The following is a 20,317-nucleotide window of genomic DNA, read 5'->3' on the forward strand; positions in this document are numbered from 1 at the left end:
CTCCTGGAGTGAGCAGGGCAGTGGTCAGGGGGTGGCGGCGAACTGGGCGTGGCCGGCGGTGAGGTCGAGGTAGGCCTGCTCCAGCGAGGCGCGCTCGTCGGAGAGTTCCAGCACGGGGATGCCCTCGCGGGCGGCCATGCTTCCGATCTGCTCCGCCTGTATGCCGTCGACGGTCCATCGCCCGTCTTGTGCGTCGGCCATCTCGAAGCCGTCGCGGGCGAGGGCAGCACGCAGCCGGATGGGGTCAGAGGTGCGAAGGCGCACCCGCGGGGTGCTGCGGGAATCGATGAATTCCTCCATCGACGTGTCGGCCAGCAGTTTCCCCTGCCCCAGCACCACCAGGTGGTCGGCCAGCGCCGCCGTCTCGGACATCAGGTGGCTGGAGACGAGGACCGTGCGGCCCTCGGCGGCGAGGCCCCGCATCAGCTCGCGGATCCAGATGATGCCCTCGGGGTCGAGGCCGTTGGTCGGCTCGTCCAGCAGCAGCACACCGGGGTCACCCAGCAACGCGGCTGCTATGCCGAGACGCTGACGCATACCGAGCGAAAAGGTCTTGATCCGTCGCTTGGCCGCCGAGGCTATCCCCGACTGCTCCAGGACCTCCTCCACCCGGCGCATCGGGATGCGGTTGCCGGCGGCGAGGAAGCGGAGGTGGTCCCGGGCGGTGCGTCCACCGTGAGCCGCCTGGGCATCCAGGAGGGCACCGACCCGGTGGAGCGGGTCGGTGAACTCCGTGTAGCTGCCGCCGCCGATGGTCGCCGTGCCGGCGGATGCCCGGTCCAGGCCCAGCAACAGGCGCATCGTGGTGGACTTCCCGGCGCCGTTGGGGCCGAGGAATCCGGTGACCCGCCCGGGAAGGACGTCGAAGGAGAGGTGGTCTACGGCCCGGGTCGTGCCGTATTCCTTGGTCAGTTCTCGGATCTCGATCCTGTTCATGGCTCAAGACTCGCCGCCGGCCCCACCCCCTTCCCTCCCCCGTGCGAGGGTGCCATCTCCCCCACGTGGGGGAGACGCGGTCGAGGTGCGCACTGTCACGATGGGGGCATGTACCGACTGCTCCGTGCTCCGCTCCAGCCAGTGACGTACTCACGCTGGGTGCACCTGTGCGTGCCCATCCTGATGCTGGCCGTCTGGATGTTCATAGAGCCCGAGGCTCCGTGGGTCCCCCTGCTGATCGTCATCCCGATGGGGCTGATGCCCTGGATGCGGCTGGCCGAGGGGCTGCAGGCCCGCTTCCTCCTCGCCCCCCACACGGGCGACTCGGTCGACAGCGGTATCAGCACGGTCAAGTCCGTACGGTGGGGCGACCGGTGGCGGACCCTGCTGTGGCTGGAGATACGACTCATCCTGTCACTCGGCGTCATGATCGCGACGGTGTGGCTACCGTTGTTCAGCGTCCAGCTCGTCGCGAACGCGCTCGGGAATCCGCTCCACGGGGACGTCGAACTTCCTTTCACTCCCGAGCGCTGGGCGGCCGCGCTGCTCGCCCCGGTACCGTTGGTCCTGCTGTTCGTCATCGTCGTGTTGCTCGGCGAGCTGATCACGGCGATCGCACGGCGGCTGCTGGGACCTTCGGCGGCGGAGCGCGTCAGCGCGCTGGAGGCTCGTACCGAGCAGCTGCTGGAGCGCACCCGCATCGCGCGCGAGCTGCACGATTCGATCGGGCACGCACTGACCGTGGCGGTGGTGCAGGCGGGGGCTGCACGGGCCGCGGGCAACCCGGAGTTCACGGAGCGGGCATTGTCCGCGATCGAGGAGACGGGCCGTGCGGCTCTGGAGGATCTGGAGCGGGTCCTGCACGTCCTGCGGGAGTCGGCGCAGCCGGCCTCGCAACGGCCGACGCTGGCGGAGGCCGACCGGCTGCTGGAATCGGCCCGGGCTTCCGGCTCGGACGTGGACGCGGAACTGACGGGACCGCTGGAGCAGTTGCCGGGACCCGTCACCCGGGAGGGTTACCGGATCCTGCAGGAGGCGCTCACGAACGTGCTGCGGCACTGCGGTCCCGTCCCGGTGCGGGTCCGGGTGGAGATGGCCGTCGGCAGGCTGGACCTGGAGGTCACGAACCCGCTGCCGGAGCAGCCCGTTCTCATCACCGGCAAGGGGAGCGGGCTGCGCGGGATGCGGGAGCGGGCCGCGCTGCTCGGCGGGGAGGCCGAGACCGGTCCGCACGAGGGCAGTTGGAGAGTGCGCGCACGGCTTCCGCTGGAGCGAATACGCTGATCGGATGCCGGTTACCGTTCTGCTCGTCGATGACGAACCCCTGGTACGCGCGGGCCTGCGTGCCGTTCTGGAGGCCCAGCCCGACATCGAAGTGGTGGGTGAGGCGGCCGACGGGGCCTCCGTCGTGCCGCTCGTCCGTCAGCTGAGGCCGGACGTCGTGGCCATGGACGTGCGGATGCCGCTGCTCGACGGGATCGAGGCGACGCGGGCCGTCCTGCGGACCGTGGACTCCCCGCCGAAGATCCTCGTGGTGACCACCTTCGAGAACGACGAGTACGTGTACGAGGCGCTGCGCGCCGGTGCGGACGGGTTCCTGCTGAAGCGGGCCCGCCCCTCCGAGATCGTGCATGCGGTGCGGCTGGTGGCGGAGGGCGAGACGCTGCTGTTCCCGGCAGCCGTGCGGGCGCTGGCCGCGGAGTACGGGAACCGGCAGGCGCGGGTGGCACTGGAGCGGGCAGCGCTCACCGAGCGGGAGGAGGCGGTGCTGCGGCTGATGTCGCGAGGGCTGACGAACGTCGAGATCGCCCGCGAGCTGATCGTCGGGACCGAGACGGTGAAGTCCCACGTGAGCGCGATTTTGGGCAAGCTGGGGGCGCGGGACCGGACGCAGGCCGTGATCACGGCGTACGAGTCGGGGTTCGTCGCCCCGGCCTGAGGGGAGCAGCCGGTTCCAGCCGATGGGGGGCTGCTTCTCGCCGCCGCCCCGGGGGCGCAGTACGATCCGGCAGACAAGCTCGCTAGCTGGGAGGACACACGTTGGGGCAGCTGACCGGCGGGGATCCCTCTCTGCTCCGGCGCATCAATTCGGCCGTGGTGCTGCGGGCACTGCGGGCGGCCGAATCGCCGACACTCACGGACCTCACCCGGGTGACCGGGCTGTCCCGGCCGACCGTCGAAGGCGTGGTCGAGGGGCTGATCGGGACCGGGCTCGTCGTCGAGGCCGGCGCCGAGGAGGGTGCGCGGCGCCAGGGACGGCCCGCCAGGCGCTACCGCTTCCGGACCGAGGCGGGTCACCTGCTCGGCATCGAGATCGGCTCGCACCGGGTTGCGGTGCTGCTGTCGGGGCTGGACGGGCGGGTGATCGGCGCCGGTACCAAGGAGGTCGCCGAGACGGCGTCCGCCGACGAGCGGTTGGAGCGCGTGCGGGCGGCGGTGGCCGATCTGCTGCGACGCGCCGGCGTACCGCGCGACTCGCTGCGGGCGGTCGGTGTCGGCAGCCCCGGGATCGTGGAGGCGGACGGCACGGTGCGCCTGGGGACGGCCCTGCCGGGCTGGACCGGGCTGCCGCTCGGCGAACGGCTGCGCCGCTCGTTCCGGTGCCCGGTGCGGGTGGAGAACGACGCCAATGCGGCGGCGGTCGCGGAGCACTGGAAGGGCGCGGCCCAGGACACCGACGACGTGGTGTTCGTGATGGCGGGGCTCAGCCCCGGCGCGGGCTCACTGATCGGCGGCCGACTGCACCGCGGGTTCGGCGGGGCGGCCGGCGAGATCGGCGCCCTGCACCTGTTGGGCCGTGACGTCACGCCCGAGAAGCTGCTGTCCACGACCGGCGAGCCGCTGCACCCGCTGGACGAGCAGGCGGTCGCCGAGGTGTTCGCGATGGCCCGGCGTGGCGACGAGCGGGCCGTGGCCGCGGTGGAGCGGTTCATCCAGCGGCTGGTCCACGACGTGGCGGCGCTGGTCCTGGCCATGGATCCGGAGCTGGTGGTGGTCGGCGGATGGGCGGCCGGGCTGAACGGGGTCCTGGATCCCCTGCGCCGGGAGCTGGAGCGGTACTGCCTGCGCCCGCCGCGGGTGGCACAGTCCCTGCTCGGCGAGGCCGCGGTGGCCACCGGAGCACTGCGGCTGGCGCTGGACCACGTGGAAGAAGAGCTCTTCGCGGTGGAGAAGACGGTCACCACCCGCCGCCGCTGACCCCGCCCCGCGGCGACCCACGACCCTCGACCCGCAATGGCGAACGGCCCGCCCCGGGGTGTCCGGGGGCGGGCCGTGGCCGGCAGGTCAGGCGGTCAGGAGGCTGCCCGGGCTTCGTGGCTTATCTCCACGTCGCCCGAGTCGCCGAAGGTCAGGCGGCAGGTGTCCGCGCGGTACGTGGCGACCGAGACGGCGGCCGTGCCCGCGGCGGTGAAGTAGCGGGTGGTGACCACGAGCACCGGTGCGCCGGGCAGCCGGTCCAGTTCCTTGGCGTCGTCGGCACGCGCCGAGCCGAGCTCCACCGAGCGGTCCTGGCCGTCCAGGGCGAGCCGCTGGAGCTCGCGCAGCACGGCCCGGGCGCGGGCCGGTCCGGACGGGGCGTCGATGGCGGAGAGGCCGGGCACGGAGGCGGCCGGCACGTACAGCAATTCGGCGGCGACGGCCTGGCCATGGGAGACGCGGGTCCGGCGCACGGTGTGCACGGGCTGGTCGGCGGCGGCGCCGAGGAGCTTCAGGACGGCGGCGGACGCCACGGAGGCTTCGGCCACGTCCACGATCTCCCAGCCGTCGGCGCTCTCTCCGGGCCAGCTGTGCCCCGTACTGCCGACGGCCACGCCGACCCGCGGCGGGGCGACGGTGGTGCCGACGCCGCGCCGACGCTGCAGCCGGCCTTCGAGTTCGAGCTGTTCCAGGGCCTGGCGCAGGGTCGCACGGGCGACTCCGAAGCGGGCGGCGAGCTCACGCTCGTTCGGCAGGACCTCGCCCACCGCGAAGTCCTGGTCGAGCGCCTCGCTGAGGACGGTCTTCAGGTGCCAGTACTTCGGCTCCGGCACCGTTTCGAGCTGCGTGGTCCCCACCCTGACTCCTCCTGCCATCGCTGCAATCGCCGTGTCCCAGCGGCAGTTCCGCGCCTTTGTTTATTAAAGGTTCCTGCACTATCCCTGCCGACCATAGGGCGGCACACCCCCTTGGTCAAGACCAATCCTCACCCCTTTACCGGGCAGATCGGGCATACGTATCAAGCCGTTCATACGATGTTCTCGCTCACCCGACCCCTCACCCCGACACGCGCCGGAGGCTTGTCCCACCGGGCTACCGGGCGGTAATCATGACGGTAGTCATTACTGACAGCCTGTCTCACACGCGTCCACCCGACGAGGAGCAGCATGACCGCAACGGTCTCCTTCCCGATCGAATCGCCGCTGGGCCCCCGCACCGCCACCGTCGCCTACGAGCGCAAGGGCGCGGGCGTCCCGCTGCTCCTGTTGCACGGCATCGGCCACCACCTCCAGGCCTGGCACCCGGTGACCGACATCCTGGCCGCCGAGTACGACGTGATCGCCGTCGATCTGCCCGGCTTCGGCTCCTCGGCGCCGCTGCCCGAGGGGGTCCCGTACGACCTGGGCAGCTTCGTCCCCGCGCTCGGCGCGCTCTGCGCGGCGCTCGGCGTCGAGCGCCCGCACGTCGTGGGCAACTCCCTCGGCGGGCTCCTCGCCCTTGAGATGGGCCGGAGCGACCTGGCCCGCTCGGTCACGGCGCTGTCCCCCGCCGGGTTCTGGACCGAGGCCGAACGCAGATACGCCTTCGCCACCCTGCGCGCGATGCGCGTCGGCGCGCTCGCCTTGCCCCACTCCACGCTGGAGCGGCTCTCGCGCAGCGCCGCCGGCCGGGCCGCGCTCACCGGCACGATCTACGCCCACCCGGCCCGCCGCTCGCCGGAGGCCGTGGTCGCCGAGACCCTCGCACTGCGCGAGGCCACCGGCTTCGAGGAGACGCTGGCCGCGGGCCGCTCCGTACGGTTCACCTCGGACGTGCCCGGCCTGCCCGTCACCATCGCGTGGGGATCGCGCGACCGGCTACTCCTGCCCCGCCAGGGCGTCCGCGCCAAGCGCACGGTCCCCGACGCCCGGCTGATCCGGCTCCGCGGCTGCGGTCACGTCCCGATGAACGACGATCCCGCGCTGGTCTCCCGCGTGGTTCTGGACACGGTGCGCACGACAACCGGCCAGTCGGCCTGAGCGGCTGACGGCTGTTCATCCACGGTTCGGTTGCGCGACGCGGGCGGGCCGGTGTGCGGCGGCACACTGGTCCGACCCGTCCCCGCCGGCCCCTGGAGACGCTCCGATGGCACCGATTCCGCACTCCCGACGGTCCCTGCTCGGCGGTTCACTCGCCGTTCCGGTGGGCCTCGCCCTGTCCGGCGCGCTCGCCGCGCCCGCGTTCGCCTCACCCGCCACCGCTGCGGCGTTCACCCGCTCCGGGCGCCCGAGCGCGCCGTGGGGCACCCAGTCCGGTGAGATCACCACGCACTCGGCCACCGTCTGGACGCGCTCCGACCGGCCGGCGCGGATGTACGTCGAGACCTCCCCGAGCGAATCCTTCCGCTACGGCGTCCGGCGGCACGGCGGCCCCTTCCTCGGCCCCGCCACCGACTTCACCGGCACGAGCACCCTGCGCGACCTCCCGCCCGGGCAGCAGATCCACTACAGGGTGGTCCTGGCCGACCCGGACGACCCGCGCCGCACCGGAGAACCCGTCCGCGGAACCTTCCGGACCACACCCGTCTCCCGCCGCCACGACGTGCGCTTCCTGTGGTCGGGGGACCTCGCGGGCCAGGGCTGGGGCATCAACCCGGACCTCGGCGGCTACCGCGTCTTCGACGAGATGCGCCGGCTGGACCCCGACTTCTTCCTGTTCAGCGGGGACACGATCTACGCCGACGGGCCGATCCAGGCCTCCGTCCCCCTGCGCGACGGCAGCATCTGGCGCAACGTCACCACCGCGGAGAAGGCGAAGGTCGCCGAGACGCTCGACGAGTTCCGCGGGAACTTCCGCTACAACCTGCTCGACCACAACCTGCGCGAGTTCAACGCCCAGGTGCCGGTCCTCGCCCAGTGGGACGACCACGAGGTGCGCAACAACTGGTACCCCGGCCAGGTGATCGACGACCCCCGCTACACCGTGCGGGACGTCGACACCCTCGCCGGCCGCGCCCGCCAGGCCTTCGGCGAGTACTTCCCCGTCACCGACCTCCGGGGCGGTCGCGCGGAGGGCCGGATGTACCGGGTGATGCGGTACGGGCCGCTGCTCGACGTCTTCGTCCTCGACATGCGCACCTACCGCGACGCCAACTCCCCCGGCCGCCAGAGCGTGGACCCCGTCGGCATCCTCGGCCCGGAGCAGCTGGCCTGGCTCAAGCGGGAACTGTCCCGCTCGCGGGCCACCTGGAAGGTCATCGCCGCCGACATGCCGCTGGGCATCGTCGTGCCTGACGGGACCGCGAACTTCGAGGCCGTCGCGCAGGGCGACCCGGGCGCCCCGCTGGGCCGCGAGCTCCAGATCGCCGAACTCCTGCGCCACATCAAGCACCAGCGCATCACGGGCACGCTGTGGCTCACCGCCGACGTCCACTACACGGCCGCGAACCACTACGCCCCCGAGCGGGCCGCGTTCGCCGACTTCGCACCTTTCTGGGAGTTCGTCTCCGGTCCGGTGGGCGCGGGCGGGTTCCCGGCCGGGAAGCTCGACGCCACCTTCGGACCCGAGACCGTGTACGTTCAGTCGGCTCCGCTCGCGAACATGTCGCCGTCCGAGAACCCTCCGTACTACGGGGAGGTCGAGATCGACGGCGAAGGCGGTGAGCTCACCGTCCGCTTGCGGCGCCAGGGAGGCGGCGTACTCTTCGCCACCTCGCTACAGCCGGGACGTGTGGGCCAATAGGGAGAGCTGATTCGCGAACCGGCCGCGAAACCGGGCCAAACCGGCCTAAACCGGCCAGACGGATACTTAACCAGTCGGTCACAGACCGTTCGTGATCACGCAACACCCCTGCGTCACAGTGGCATGCATGACTGAACGCAACCACACCCCCGCCCAGCGCTCCCACCGCCACCACTGGCGCCGCGACGTCGTCGAACTGGCCGCCCTGTTCTGCGCCGTCGCGGTCGCCGACGGCATCGCCAATCTCGTCGCGCACGGCCCCGAGGGCCCGATCCTGCTCGTCGCCTCCGCCGTGGCACTCCTGGTCACGGCGGCGTTCCACACCTGGTGGGCACGGCGCCACAGCCATGCGCCGCCCCTGAGGACAGCGCCGTCCGATCCGACCCCGCGCGGTGCGGCCCCGGCGGCCGAGCCCACGACGCAGAACGCGTCGGAGACGGCGACCGCCGCCACCACCTCCCTGTGGCGGATGCGGACGACCGTACGGGACGAGCCCGGCAGCCTCGCCGCGATCTGCACCGCGCTCGCCCACCACGACGTGGACATCCTCACCCTGCAGACCCACCCGCTCCCCGAGGGCGGCACCGTCGACGAGTTCCTGCTGCGCTCCCCGCAGCGGCTGCCCTCCGCCGACCTCACCCGCGCCGTCGCCGGGGCCGGCGGCCACAGCACCTGGGTCGAGCGCGCCGACGCGCACGACCTGGTCGACACCCCGACCCGCGTCCTGGGCCTCGCCACCCGCACCGCCCTGGACGCCGCCGAGCTGCCCCTCGCGCTGCGCCAGCTGCTCGGCCGCTGCACCATCCACTCGATCCCGGCCACCACCCTCTCCGGCCGCCCCAACGCGGGCGCCGACGCCCCGGTCGAGGGCGTCCTGGAGGCGACCGTGATGCGCCTGCGCGACCCGTCGGGCGGAGCCATCACCGTGGAGCGCCCCTACCTGCCCTTCACCCCGACCGAGTTCGCCCGGGCCCGCGCCCTCGTCGAGCTCGACGCCCGTCTCGGGCCGCGCGTTCCGCGCAGCCAGGACGTGCTGACGCTGCCCGAGGGCAAAGAGATCACCGTGCGCCGTGCCGACGGCTCCGACCTCGCCGCCGCCCGCGCGATGCACGACCGCTGCTCCGAGCGCACCCTCGGCCTGCGCTACCACGGGCCCGTCGCCGACGCCGACCGCTACCTCGCCCATCTGCTGAGCCCCCGGTTCGGCCGCACCCTCGCCGCAACCACCGCGTCCGGCAGGCTCGTCGCCCTCGGCCACCTGCTGTGGGACGGGGACGAGACCGAGGTCGCGCTCCTGATCGAGGACGACTGGCAGCGCCGCGGGATCGGCACCGAACTCCTGGGCCGCCTGATCGCGATGGCCGTCGAGGCCGGCTGCGACAGCGTCTACGCCGTCACCCAGGCCTCCAACACCGGCATGGTCGCGGCCATGCGGGGACTGGGCCTGCCCCTCGACTACCAGATCGAGGAGGGCACCCTGGTGATCACGGCCCGGCTGGACGCCACGCCGGTCGTCTCCCGGGTCCCGTACGAGCTACCGCGGGCGGAGCAGCCGTACGGGCAGCGCAACCACGGGCGCTGAGGCCCGGCGCAGCGGGATCCGGCCGGTCGGCGTGAACTCACCCCCGGCCGACTCCTGTTGACGGTGCGCGAGCGCAGGTCCGGTCCGCTGCTTCGGTGCACGTCAGGAGGCTGACAGCGAACGCTGATGACGCGGGGCCGTCCGCCGTACGAAGATGGCCGCATGTCAGAGACCCTTCGCAGCGACAGCGCTTCCCGGCTGCCCCGCCAGGTCGCCGACGCATACGTCGACGACCTCATCGCCATCGATCCGATCACGGGCACCTACCTCGGTGTCGCCGCGAGCTCCAGTCGGCTCCCGGACTTCTCCCCGGCCGGCCGTGCGGCCGCAGCCGACCTGTCCCGCTCCACCCTCGCCCGCCTCGATGCCGCCGAGCGGTTGCCCGGCGCGGACAGTGACGTCGAGCGCCGCTGCGCCCGCCTGCTGCGCGAGCGCCTCACGGCCGAACTCGCCGTGTACGAGGCGGACGAGGACCTGCGCGCCGTCAGCAACATCCACTCGCCCGCGCACTCCGTCCGCGAGGTCTTCACCCTGACCCCGGCCGACACGGACGAGGAGTGGGCCGCGATCGCCGAGCGGCTGCGCGCGGTCCCCGCCTCGCTGGCCGGCTACCGCGAGAGCCTCGAACTCGGCCTGGACCGCGGCCTGTACGGGGGCCCGCGCGCCACCGCCACCTTCATCGGCCAGCTCGCCACCTGGGTGGGCGAGGACGGCGAAGGCGACAGCGGCGGCGAGGGCTTCTTCGGCGCTTTCGTGTCCCACGGCCCGGAGTCGCTGCGCTCCGAGCTGGAGGAGGCAGCCGCCGGTGCGACCGCGGCCCTCACCGAGCTCCGCGACTGGATGCGCGACGTGTACGCGCCCGCCGTCGCCGGCGCGCCGGACCCGGTGGGCCGCGAGCGCTACGCCCGCTGGTCGCGGTACTTCAACGGCACGGACCTCGACCTGGACGAGGCCTACGCCTACGGCTGGTCGGAGTACCACCGACTGCTCGCCGAGATGAAGGCCGAGGCGGCCAAGATCCTGCCGGGCGCGGGTCCTTGGGAGGCACTGAAGCACCTCGACGAGCACGGCACCCACATCGAGGGCGTGGACGAGGTCCGGGCCTGGCTCCAGGGCCTCATGGACGAGGCCATCGAGAACCTCGACGGCACGCACTTCGAGCTCGCCGAGCGCGTGAAGCGGGTGGAGTCCATGATCGCTCCGCCGGGCGGGGCGGCGGCCCCCTACTACACGAACCCCTCGGAGGACTTCTCCCGTCCGGGGCGCACCTGGCTGCCGACGATGGGCCAGACCCGCTTCCCGGTGTACGACCTGGTCTCCACCTGGTACCACGAGGGCGTTCCCGGCCACCACCTCCAGCTCGCGCAGTGGACGCACGTCGCGGACCAGCTCTCGCGCTACCAGTCCACCGTCGGCTGGGTCAGCGCCAACTGCGAGGGCTGGGCGCTGTACGCGGAGCGCCTGATGGACGAGCTGGGCTACCTCAAGGACGCCGAGCAGCGCCTGGGCTACCTGGACTGCCAGATGATGCGCGCCGCGCGGGTCATCGTGGACATCGGCATGCACCTGGGCCTGGAGATCCCGGCGGACTCGCCGTTCCACCCGGGCGAGCGCTGGACGGTGGACCTGGCACAGGAGTTCTTCGGGCTGCACAGCGGGCGGCCGGCGGACTTCGTCGAGAGCGAGGTGACCCGCTACCTGTCGATGCCGGGACAGGCGATCGGCTACAAGCTGGGCGAGCGGGCCTGGCTGCTCGGCCGGGACAACGCCCGTGCCGCACACGGAGACTCCTTCGACCTGAAGGCGTGGCACATGGCGGCGCTGTCGCAGGGTTCGCTGGGTCTGGACGACCTGGTGGACGAGCTGTCGAAGCTCTGATCCAGGGCCGGCACGCGTACGGGCCGCCCGCTGCTTGCGGAGCGGGCGGCCCGTACGGGCTACGGCGCGGAACGGGAACTGCTGAACCGGAACTGCTGAAAGCGAACTGCTGAAAGCGAACTGCGGAACGGGAACGTCAGCAGCCGCAGTCGTCGGAGTCGGTGGGCGCGGTCAGCGGGTCCGCCTCGGTGCGCTGCTGGTTGCCCTGCCAGGTCTCGACCTCGAAGCCCTCGCGGATCCAGTACTCGATGCCGCCGAGCATCTCCTTGACCTGGAAGCCGAGCTGGGCCAGGGCGAGGGCGGAGCGGGTGCCTCCGTTGCAGCCGGGGCCCCAGCAGTACGTGACGACGGGCAAGCTCTTGTCGAGGAGCTGCCCGGCCTGCTCTGGGATGAGCGCGGTCGGCAGGTGGATCGCGCCGGGCACGTGGGCCTGGTCCCAGGCCGGGGTGGAGCGGGAGTCGATCAGCTGGAAGCCGAGTTCGGCGCCCTGTTCGCGGTGGGCCTTGAAGGCGGCGGCGACATCGGACACGTCCGCGTGGAAGGCGAGGCTCGCGGCGAAGTAAGCAGCGGCCGCCGCCGGGGTGGCGGGGGGCACCCGGAGCACGGGGTTGGTCGTGGCGTCCGGTGCTGCGGTGTTCTGTGTCGTCATCATGGCTCTGAATCTACGAGCCGCTGATCATCTCGGGAAGTGCCATTCCCCGGCTTTCCTCTTGTTCGGCCGGGGTTTCCACTGCTACATCTGGTCCATGACCGACTATTCCCCTGACGCCACCGACTGGCGCATCCTGACGGCCCTCCAGGAGGACGGTCGGGCCAGCTTCGCCGAGCTCGCGCGCGCCGTCTCCATGTCCGCGAGCGCGGTCACCGAGCGGGTGCGCCGCCTGGAGGACGCGGGCGTGATCACCGGGTACACCGCGGTGGTGGACCCGGAGAAGCTGGGCAAGTCCATCCTGGCGCTGGTGCGGCTGCGCTATCCGCACGGCAACTACAAGCCGTTCCACGACCTGCTGGAGGCCACCCCGGAGATCCTGGAGGCCCATCACGTCACGGGCGACGACTGCTTCGTGCTCAAGGTCGCCGCCCGTTCGATGGGGCACCTGGAGGAGGTCGCGGGCCGGATCTCGGGCCTCGGAGCCGTCACCACCAGCATCGTGTACTCCTCGCCTCTGTCCCGGCGCCCGCTCAGTCCGTGAGGGCCGCAGTGCGGTGGCGCACGACGGAGCCGCCGCGCTGTTTCACGATCTCCAACTGGGCCTGGACACGGGTCCGCAGATCGGCGACGTGGCTCACGATGCCGACGCTGCGGTCGCGTTCGCGCAGCGAGTCCAGTACGTCGAGCACCTCGTCCAGCGCCTGGTCGTCGAGGCTGCCGAAGCCCTCGTCGATGAACAGGGTGTCCAGTCGCATGCCGCCCGCCTCGTCGGTGACCACGTCGGCCAGGCCGAGGGCCAGCGCGAGCGAGGCGAAGAAGGTCTCGCCGCCCGACAGCGTGGCGGTGTCCCGCTCGCTGCCGGTCCAGGAGTCCACCACGTGCAGCCCGAGGCCGGACCGCCCGCGTCCGCTCGCCTTGGCGTCGGAGTGGACGAGCGTGTACCGGCCGCCGGACATCCGCAGCAGCCGCACCGTCGCGGCGGCCGCCACCTGCTCCAGGCGGGCGGCCAGGACGTACGCCTCCAGCCGCATCTTGCGCTCGTTGTCCGCGGAGGTGCCCGCGGTCAGTCCCGCCAGCCGGGCCACCCGGTCGTACGCCTCGCGCAGCGGGCCCAGCGCCCGAAGCTCCTGCTCGGCCTGCCGGGACAGCCGGTCCAGCTCCGCGCAGCGCACCCGCGCGGCGTCGAAGGCCGAACCGGCCGAGCGCAGCCGGGCCGCGGCCCGTTCGGCGGCGGCCTGCGCGGCCTCCGGGCCGGCCGGGGGCAGGGCCGCCGCGGCGGCGGTGTCGCGCTCGCCGTGCCGGTCGGCCAGCATGGCCTCCTCCGCCTGCCAGGCATCCATCCGGTGCTGGAGCGCGGTGCGTTCGTAGTCGGGCAGGACCGCGTCGGCGGCGACCTCGACGGTGTCGAAGCCCGCCTTGAAGGCGGCGTCGGCGAGTTGGTCGTCGGCCTCCTTGAGCCGGGCGGCGGTGACTTCTGCCCGGCGCAGCGCGGCGGCGGCGCCGGTGACCATCCGGACCCGGTCCTCCAGGGTCCGGGCGCGGGCCGCGACCGTGGGCGCGTCGCCCCGTACGACGGCCAGCTCGGCCTCCAGCGCGGCGTGTTCCTGGTCCAGGGCCTCGCGGCGGGAGGCCCTGGCGGCGGCCCGGCGCTCGGCGTCGAGCCGGTCGGAGCTGCGTACGGCGTGCTCGCGCTCGGCGCCGGCCAGCCGCTCCCGGGCGGCGTGCAGTCCGGCGGCCGCGGCGTGGGCGGCGGCGTGCCGGGAGCTGAGGTCCGAGGTCAGCGCGATGAGTTCGTCGGTGGTGGCCTCCCCGGCGGCGGCCGCTGCCTCGGCCCGGGCCTCCCGGACTGCGGCGAGCGTGCGTTCGACGGCCGCCCTGCGCGCCTCGGCCCGCTCGGAGCCGGCATGGGCGGCGTCCTCGGCGGCCCGGTCCACGTGCCCGGGGGCCGGGCGCGCCGGAGCGGGGTGCTCCGCCGATCCGCAGACGGTGCAGGCCTGCCCCGCCACGAGCCCCTCGGCGAGCTCGGCGGCGATCCCGCGCAGCCGGGCCTCCTTGAGCTCCAGCCAGCGCTCCCGGGCGGCGGTCGACTCCTCGCGTACGGAGAGCAGTTCGCCCTCGGCGCGCTGCGCGTCGGCGTCCAGCGCATCCCGGCGCCGGGCGGCGTTCAGGTGCAGGCGGGCCGGCTCCAGCCGGCCGGCGAGCTGCTCGGCCAGCGTCGCGGCCTGCTGGGCGGCGTCGACCCGATCGGCCAGGGCGGTCCGGGTGGCCTCCCAGCGGGCGAGCCAGTCGGCGGACTCCCGCAGCTGCTCCTCGGCGTCGCGGGCCTCCCGCTCCAGGGTGGCCCGCTCGCGGCCGATCTCGGCGCTGCGCTGCTCGGACCGCCGGGCCGCGCCGAGCGCGCCGAGGTCCCCGCGCAGCCGCTGCTCGACGGCGGACAGCTGCTCGGTGCCCGCCCCGGCGAGGGCCGGGGGGAGCTGCGCGCGGGCGGCGGCCTCGGCGTGGGCGGCGGTCAGGTGGGCGGCTGACGCGGCGCCGCGCAGTTCCAGGGCGGGGGCGACCAGGGCGCCGCGGCGGGCCTGGTCCAGCAGGGCGCGGACGCGTTCGCGCTCGGGACCGGCCTCGGCGAGCAGGGCGGTGCGGCGGGCCGTTTCGGCGTGCCTGCGCTGGAGGCGGTCGAGCTCCCGGGCTTCTTCGGCCGCCCGCCGGGCGGCGGCGTGCCGGCCCTCGACGGCGGCGAGTGCCCACTCGGTGACCGTCAGGCGCTCGCGGGCCGCGCAGCGGGCGACGGCGGCCCAGGCCCGGATCGCACCGGCCAGTCCGGGGTCGCCGGGCTGGTGTCCGGGCAGCGGCCAGGCCCGCAGGTCGGCGCTGTCCCCGGCCGCTTGGGCGATCCGCTGGGCGGTGCCGAGCACCTTCTCGTCGCCGGCCCGGACCTTGGCCTCGGCGGCTCGGCGGCGCTCGGCGAGCAGTGCCTCGACGGCGGCGAAGCGGCGGGTGTCGAAGAGCCGGCCCAGCAGCCGGCCCCGCGCCGCCTCGTCGGCCCGCAGGAAGCGGGCGAACTCGCCCTGCGGCAAAAGCACGACCTGGCAGAACTGCTCGCGGCTCATGCCGAGCAGCTGCTCGATCTCCTCGCCGATCTCCTGGTGGGAACGGCTGAGGGCGAGCCAGCGTTCCCCGTCGTACTCGCGCAGCCAGCTCTGCGCCTTGTCCTTGGTGGTGCCGGTGCCGCGCTTCTTGGGGCGGTCCTGCTCGGGGCGGCGGGTGATCTCCAGGCGCCGTCCGCCGGCGGTGAGTTCGAGGGTGACCTCGGTCGGGGTGGCGGCGTCCGCGTGGTCGCTGCGCAGGCTGGTGCCGGGGGCCTGGCGGGGGCCCGGCACCGATCCGTACAGGGCGTAGCAGACGGCGTCGAGGACGGAGGTCTTGCCGGCGCCGGTGGGGCCGTGGAGCAGGAAGATCCCGGCGCCGGACAGCGCGTCGAAGTCGATCTCCTGGGGTGCGGCGAAGGGCCCGAAGGCGGTGATCCTGAGCCGGTGCAGCCTCATCGGCGGGTCTCCTGCCGGGTGTCGTCCGCGCGTGCGTCCTCGAAGGCGCCCTGGAGGACGGCCCGTTCGGCTTCGTCGGCGACGCCGCCGCCGCGCACGTGGGCGACGAAGTCCTCGGCGATCTCCTGGTCGCTGCGGCCCTTGAGGCGCTGGGCGTACGAGGCCCCGCCGGCCTCCTCGCGGCCCTCGGGGTCGAAGGCGAGGCTGAGGGTGTGCGGGAAGCGGGCGGCGAGCCGGGCCATGGGGTCCTCGGGCCGGACCGGGTCGGTGAGGGTGGCCTCGATCCAGGAGCCCTCGTACACGGCGTACGCGGACTCCTCCAGCAGCGTGTCGAGCCGCCCCCGGATCCGGGCGAGCGGCCGCGGGACAGGGGTGTCGACGCGCTCGGCGGTGATCTCCCCGGTCGGGCCGAGGTCGATCAGCCACATGGTCTTGCGGTGGTCGGCCTCGGAGAAGGAGTAGGCGAGCGGGGAACCGGAGTAGCGGACCCGTTCGTTGATCGTCTGACAGCCGTGGAGGTGGCCGAGGGCGGCGTAGTCCACCCCGTCGAAGACGGCGGCGGGAACGGCCTCGACCCCGCCGACGGCGATGTCGCGCTCGCTGTCGCTGGCCTGCCCGCCGGTGACGAAGGCGTGGGCGAGGACGACGGAGCGGGTGCCGGGGGCGCGGGCGGCGAGATCGGCCCGGACGAGGTCCATGGCCGCGCCGAGGACGGCCTCGTGGCTGACCCTGCCCGCGCCGAACCGGTCCTTCACCAGGGCGGGCTCCAGGTACGGCAGTCCGTACAGCGCCACGTCCCCGTGCGCGTCGGCCAGCACCACGGGCTCGGCGCAGCCGTCGGGGTCGGTCCGCAGGTGGATCCCGGCCCGGCCGATGAGCCCGGCGCCGACGCCGAGCCGGCGGGCGGAGTCGTGGTTCCCGGAGATCATCACGGTGGGCACGCCCAGGTCGGCGAGCCGGTGCAGGGCCCGGTCGTACAGCTCGACCGCGGGCAGCGGGGGTACGGCCCGGTCGTAGACGTCGCCGGCGACGAGGACGGCGTCGACCTCGTGCTCGCGGACGGTCTCGACCAGGTGGTCGATGAAGGCGGCCTGGGCGCCGAGCAGGTTCACGCGGTGGAAGGACCGGCCGAGGTGCCAGTCGGAGGTGTGCAGGAGCCTCACTCGCCGGCCCCGCCGGACGTCGCGCCGCACATGTTCTTCCGTCCCCCTGGTCGTCGTGGTCGTCCTCGCCGCCTCCCGCTCGCCGAGCCCCTCTACGCTAACGCGTCGTCGGGGCCCCCGGGCCCGTCCCTCAGGACGCGTACGTCTCTCCGCCGAGGGTGAGGGTGGCGCTGCCGGCCGTGCTGTCGGCGAGCCAGGCCTCGAAGGCCGGCAGGTCCGCCTCCGGCAGGGCGACCTCGATCTCGACCGCGGCCCCGTAGCGCAGGTCCACCACGGTCCGGCCGGTGGAGCGCAGGTCGTTCTGGGTCTTGCCGGCCCGCTGGTGGTCAACGGTGACGGTGGCCAGCCGGTAGCGGCGGCGGGTGAGGGTGCCGAGTGCGTCGAGCGCCTCTCCGACGACGCCGCCGTAGGCCCGGATCAGGCCGCCGGCGCCGAGTTTCACGCCGCCGTAGTAGCGGGTGACCACGGCCACGGCGTAGCGGATGTCGCGGCGCATCAGCATCTGGAGCATGGGCACCCCGGCGGTGCCGCCGGGTTCGCCGTCGTCGCTGGCCTTCTGAACCGAGGCGTCGGCCCCGATGACGTACGCGAAGCAGTTGTGCGTGGCGGTGGGGTGCCCCTTGCGGACGCGCGCGATGAACTCCTGCGCTTCCTGCTCGGTCGCCGCGGGGGCGAGCGAGCACAGGAAGCGCGAGCGGTTTATCTCCGCCTCGTGCACGCCCTCGCGGGCCACCGTCACGTACTGGTCTGCCTTCACCGCTCCACCCTACGGGGAATCGGACATGTGTCCTTTCGGTTGATCCCGGATGCGGCCCGGCGCACCGGGCCGCATCGGCAAGGCAACAGGAGGCGGCACCCGTGCACGGCGACCCGGCAACCATCCGCAAGATCCTCACCGAGCTCGGCGACACCTGGGCCGTGGTGGGGCTGTCCAACAACCGGGACCGGGCGGCCTACGGGGTGGCCCGTACGCTCCAGCGGTTCGGCAAGCGCGTCGTTCCCGTGCACCCGAAGGCGGAGACGGTCCACGGCGAGCAGGGGTACGCCTCGCTCGCGGAGATCCCGTTCGAGGTGGACGTGGTGGACGTGTTCGTGAACAGCTCCCTCGCCGGTGCGGTCGCCGACGAGGCGGTGGCCGCGGGCGCGCAGGCCGTCTGGTTCCAGCTGGACGTGATCGACGAGGACGCCTACGCACGCACCCGCGAGGCCGGTCTGGACATGGTGATGGACCGCTGCCCCGCTATCGAGATCCCGGCGCTGTAGCCGGACCCTGCACGCGGTCGACGGGCGGGATGGAGACGGCCATGGTCATCTCCATCGGGTCGGGGCCGTCGTTGCGGTAGGTGTGCGGGAGGTTCGCCTCGAAGGAGACCGCCCCGCCCGCCGGAACCGCGTACCGCTCGTCGGCGACGAGCAGCGTCAGCTCCCCGGCCGTGACGTGCAGCATCTCGAAGGTGCCGGCCGGGTGCGGGTCGGAGTCCGTCCCGTCGCCCGGCTCCAGCCGGTAGGTCCACATCTCCACCGGTCCGCGCCGGTCGTCGCCGAGCAGCATGCTGGCGCCGCTGCCCGCGTCGGTGGACCACATCCGCACCCCCTGGCCGGGCAGCACGACGTGCACCTGCGGGGTCCGGTCGTGGTCCAGCAGCGTGGTGATGCTCACACCCAGGGCGTCGGCCAGTTTGACCGTGGTTCCGACGCTGGGGTTCGTACGGGCCTGCTCGATCTGGATGATCATGCCGCGGCTCACTCCCGCGCGGGCTGCCAGCGCGTCCAGGGTGAAACCGCGCTCGCCGCGCCACCGCTTGAGGTTCCGGCCGAGGGCCTGGGTGAGCTGTTCGAGGTCCGACACCGTTCCGTCCCCACTACTGGCGTCCAATATTTTGACTGGCGCAGTCCAATGCACTGCACTAACGTGCGTTGTACTCCACGCTGCACTCCACCGTTCACTGCACTGTACTGCGAGGCCCCTGCCATGACCGCCCTCTTCGCCCTGGCCACAGCAGTGTTGTGGGGTCTCGCCGACTTCGGCGGCGGGCTACTGACCCGCCGGCTCCCGGCGCTCACGGTCGTCGTGGCCTCCCAGGTCCTGGCCGTCATCGCACTCGGCGCGGTCGTGCTGGGCACCGGGGCCTGGCGGGAGGCCGGGCCCCAGCTGTGGTTCGCGGTCGCCGCGGGCCTCGTCGGGCCGGTCGCCATGCTCAGCTTCTACAAGGCGCTCGCGCTCGGTCCGATGGGCGTGGTCTCGCCGCTCGGCTCGATCGGCGTGGTCGTACCCGTCGCGGCGGGGCTGGCACTGGGCGAACGCCCCGGGCTCGGCCAGTTCGCAGGGATCGCGGTGGCCGTCGTGGGCATCGTCCTCGCAGGCGGACCGGAGCTGCGCGGCGCACCCGTACAGCGCCGGGCGGTCGTGCTCACCCTGACCGCCGCGTTCGGCTTCGGCGCGGTGATGGCCCTGATCGCGCACGCCTCCACCAGCGTCACCGGGCTCTTCCTCGCCCTGTTCGTCCAACGGGTGACCAACGTGGCCGCGGGCGGCGCGGCCCTGTGGGTCCGGGCCCGGCGCGGCAGCCCGGCCCTGCCCGCGGGGACCGGCCCGCGCATCCTGTGGGGACTGCTGCCCGCGCTGGCCTTCGTCGGCCTGGCCGACGTCGCGGCGAACGGCACCTACTCGATCGCCGCCCAGAACGGTCCGGTGACCGTGGCCGCCGTCCTCTCCTCGCTCTACCCGGTCGTCACCGCGTTCGCCGCCTTCGTCGTGCTCAAGGAGCGGCTGCGGACCGTGCAGGCGGCCGGCGCCGGCCTAGCCCTCGCCGGCACGGTCCTCCTCGCGGCCGGCTAGCCGGAGCCGCGGTCAGGCGGGTTCCGGAGCGGCATCGACCGGGCACTGCTCGGCCTCCACCAGCTGCGCCACCGCGCGCAGCTGCTCCGGAGTCACCCCGTCCGGGATCGGCACCGGCGCCGGGGTGCGCAACGGCGGCTGCCAGCCCGTCTCGGGCTGCCACCGGCGGACGATCCGCGCGGGCGCCCCGGCCACCACGGCGTGGTCCGGCACCTCGCCCCGTACGACGGCCCCCGCGGCCACCACCACGTTGCGGCCCAGCCGGGCCCCCGGCAGGATCACCGCGCCCGTGCCGAGCCAGCAGCCGGGGCCGATCTCCACGGGGGCGCTGCGCGGCCACTGCTTGCCGACGGGCTCGTGCGGATCGTCGTAGCTGTGGTTCGTCGAGGTGATGTAGACCCCGGGGCCGCAGAAGGTGTCGTTCCCGATGGTGATCCGGGTGTCGGCTATGACGTGGGTGTCCCGGCCGAGGACCACGCCGTTGCCGAGGACCAGTACCGGCTCGGTCCCGAGGTCGAGGCCCGGCATCATCCCGGCGGTCAGCGTGACCTGCTCGGCGATGATGCAGTGCTCGCCGAGGCGGATCCACGGCTCGCCGAAGACCGTGCCCTGGGGGAAGGCGAGGCGGGTGCCGTTCCCGATCGCGCCGAAGCGCAGCCGGCCGGGGGTCTGCGCGGTCACCGCGCCGGCCCGCTGCATCCAGCGCCACCCGGCGTGGACCGCGCGGCTGGCGAGCCTGCGGCGCAAGGACGTCAGGGCCGTTACGGCCGGCAGGGATGAGAACGTGTTCTGGTTCTTCGGCACCGG

The 20,317-nt window shown here is 73.4% G+C and carries 18 protein-coding genes; 10 read left to right on the forward strand and 8 right to left on the reverse strand.

Annotated elements, in window-relative coordinates; all coding sequences use genetic code 11:
• Positions 1-24: 24 nt before the first annotated feature.
• Positions 25-936 carry an ABC transporter ATP-binding protein gene (locus tag OG974_RS09815; protein WP_327282302.1) on the reverse strand — a complete coding sequence of 304 codons (912 nt, stop codon included), beginning with the start codon at positions 934-936 and terminating at the stop codon, positions 25-27.
• Positions 937-1,044: 108 nt separating this feature from the next.
• On the opposite strand from OG974_RS09815, the gene OG974_RS09820 reads away from it, so the two are divergent.
• The 3 genes from OG974_RS09820 to OG974_RS09830 all read left to right on the forward strand — a co-directional run bounded on the left by OG974_RS09820 (position 1,045) and on the right by OG974_RS09830 (position 4,134).
• Positions 1,045-2,220, forward strand: a complete 1,176-nt coding sequence (locus tag OG974_RS09820; protein ID WP_327282303.1) for a histidine kinase — start codon at positions 1,045-1,047, stop codon at positions 2,218-2,220.
• A gap of 4 nt (positions 2,221-2,224) precedes the next feature.
• The gene (locus tag OG974_RS09825) at positions 2,225-2,875 is read left to right on the forward strand and encodes a response regulator transcription factor (protein WP_327282304.1); all 651 of its coding nucleotides are present in this window, start codon (positions 2,225-2,227) and stop codon (positions 2,873-2,875) included.
• 101 nt (positions 2,876-2,976) lie between these two features.
• A complete protein-coding gene (locus tag OG974_RS09830) occupies positions 2,977-4,134 on the forward strand; it encodes an ROK family transcriptional regulator (RefSeq protein WP_327282305.1) in 1,158 nt (385 codons plus the stop codon).
• Positions 4,135-4,229: 95 nt separating this feature from the next.
• On the opposite strand, the gene OG974_RS09835 is transcribed toward OG974_RS09830, so the two are convergent.
• On the reverse strand, positions 4,230-4,991 hold the full coding sequence (locus OG974_RS09835) for a GntR family transcriptional regulator (protein WP_327282306.1): 762 nt from the start codon (positions 4,989-4,991) through the stop codon (positions 4,230-4,232).
• A gap of 309 nt (positions 4,992-5,300) precedes the next feature.
• Here OG974_RS09835 and OG974_RS09840 point away from each other — a divergent pair, with 309 nt between their 5' ends.
• The 4 genes from OG974_RS09840 to OG974_RS09855 all read left to right on the forward strand — a co-directional run bounded on the left by OG974_RS09840 (position 5,301) and on the right by OG974_RS09855 (position 11,314).
• Positions 5,301-6,152, forward strand: a complete 852-nt coding sequence (locus tag OG974_RS09840) for an alpha/beta fold hydrolase (RefSeq protein ID WP_327282307.1) — start codon at positions 5,301-5,303, stop codon at positions 6,150-6,152.
• A 106-nt stretch (positions 6,153-6,258) separates the two neighbouring features.
• Complete coding sequence (locus OG974_RS09845) at positions 6,259-7,854, forward strand: alkaline phosphatase (RefSeq protein WP_371646200.1); 1,596 nt, start codon at positions 6,259-6,261, stop codon at positions 7,852-7,854.
• A gap of 127 nt (positions 7,855-7,981) precedes the next feature.
• Positions 7,982-9,436 carry a GNAT family N-acetyltransferase gene (locus tag OG974_RS09850; RefSeq protein WP_327282309.1) on the forward strand — a complete coding sequence of 485 codons (1,455 nt, stop codon included), beginning with the start codon at positions 7,982-7,984 and terminating at the stop codon, positions 9,434-9,436.
• Positions 9,437-9,598: 162 nt separating this feature from the next.
• On the forward strand, positions 9,599-11,314 hold the full coding sequence (locus tag OG974_RS09855; protein ID WP_327282310.1) for a DUF885 domain-containing protein: 1,716 nt from the start codon (positions 9,599-9,601) through the stop codon (positions 11,312-11,314).
• Positions 11,315-11,450: 136 nt separating this feature from the next.
• Here OG974_RS09855 and OG974_RS09860 read toward each other — a convergent pair whose 3' ends face one another.
• On the reverse strand, positions 11,451-11,966 hold the full coding sequence (locus OG974_RS09860; RefSeq protein WP_327282311.1) for a rhodanese-like domain-containing protein: 516 nt from the start codon (positions 11,964-11,966) through the stop codon (positions 11,451-11,453).
• A gap of 94 nt (positions 11,967-12,060) precedes the next feature.
• Between OG974_RS09860 and OG974_RS09865 the strand changes: the two genes are divergently transcribed.
• Positions 12,061-12,507 (forward strand): Lrp/AsnC family transcriptional regulator, encoded by a 447-nt coding sequence (locus OG974_RS09865; RefSeq protein ID WP_327282312.1) that lies wholly within the window; start codon positions 12,061-12,063, stop codon positions 12,505-12,507.
• On the opposite strand, the gene OG974_RS09870 is transcribed toward OG974_RS09865, so the two are convergent.
• The 3 genes from OG974_RS09870 to OG974_RS09880 form a co-directional block, all read right to left on the reverse strand.
• Positions 12,497-15,508, reverse strand: a complete 3,012-nt coding sequence (locus OG974_RS09870) for an SMC family ATPase (RefSeq protein WP_327282313.1) — start codon at positions 15,506-15,508, stop codon at positions 12,497-12,499. The genes OG974_RS09865 and OG974_RS09870 overlap by 11 nt on opposite strands.
• Positions 15,505-16,671: an exonuclease SbcCD subunit D gene (locus OG974_RS09875; protein ID WP_371646204.1), complete on the reverse strand. Its 1,167-nt coding sequence runs from the start codon at positions 16,669-16,671 to the stop codon at positions 15,505-15,507. The genes OG974_RS09870 and OG974_RS09875 overlap by 4 nt, the downstream gene beginning before the upstream one ends.
• A 130-nt stretch (positions 16,672-16,801) precedes the next feature.
• On the reverse strand, positions 16,802-17,428 hold the full coding sequence (locus tag OG974_RS09880; protein WP_328762030.1) for a YigZ family protein: 627 nt from the start codon (positions 17,426-17,428) through the stop codon (positions 16,802-16,804).
• A gap of 101 nt (positions 17,429-17,529) precedes the next feature.
• Here OG974_RS09880 and OG974_RS09885 point away from each other — a divergent pair, with 101 nt between their 5' ends.
• Positions 17,530-17,934: a CoA-binding protein gene (locus tag OG974_RS09885; protein ID WP_327282316.1), complete on the forward strand. Its 405-nt coding sequence runs from the start codon at positions 17,530-17,532 to the stop codon at positions 17,932-17,934.
• Here the strand turns inward: OG974_RS09885 and OG974_RS09890 are convergent.
• A complete protein-coding gene (locus tag OG974_RS09890) occupies positions 17,912-18,520 on the reverse strand; it encodes an XRE family transcriptional regulator (RefSeq protein ID WP_327282317.1) in 609 nt (202 codons plus the stop codon). The two genes, OG974_RS09885 and OG974_RS09890, sit on opposite strands and share 23 nt — an antisense overlap.
• 123 nt (positions 18,521-18,643) lie before the next feature.
• Here OG974_RS09890 and OG974_RS09895 point away from each other — a divergent pair, with 123 nt between their 5' ends.
• Entirely contained in the window at positions 18,644-19,510 is an 867-nt protein-coding gene (locus OG974_RS09895) for an EamA family transporter (RefSeq protein WP_327282318.1), read from the forward strand.
• Positions 19,511-19,522: 12 nt separating this feature from the next.
• Here OG974_RS09895 and OG974_RS09900 read toward each other — a convergent pair whose 3' ends face one another.
• Positions 19,523-20,314 carry a DapH/DapD/GlmU-related protein gene (locus OG974_RS09900; RefSeq protein WP_371646208.1) on the reverse strand — a complete coding sequence of 264 codons (792 nt, stop codon included), beginning with the start codon at positions 20,312-20,314 and terminating at the stop codon, positions 19,523-19,525.
• Between the last annotated feature and the right edge of the window lie 3 nt (positions 20,315-20,317).

The organism is Streptomyces sp. NBC_00597, assembly GCF_041431095.1.
Classification (GTDB): Bacteria; Actinomycetota; Actinomycetes; order Streptomycetales; family Streptomycetaceae; genus Streptomyces.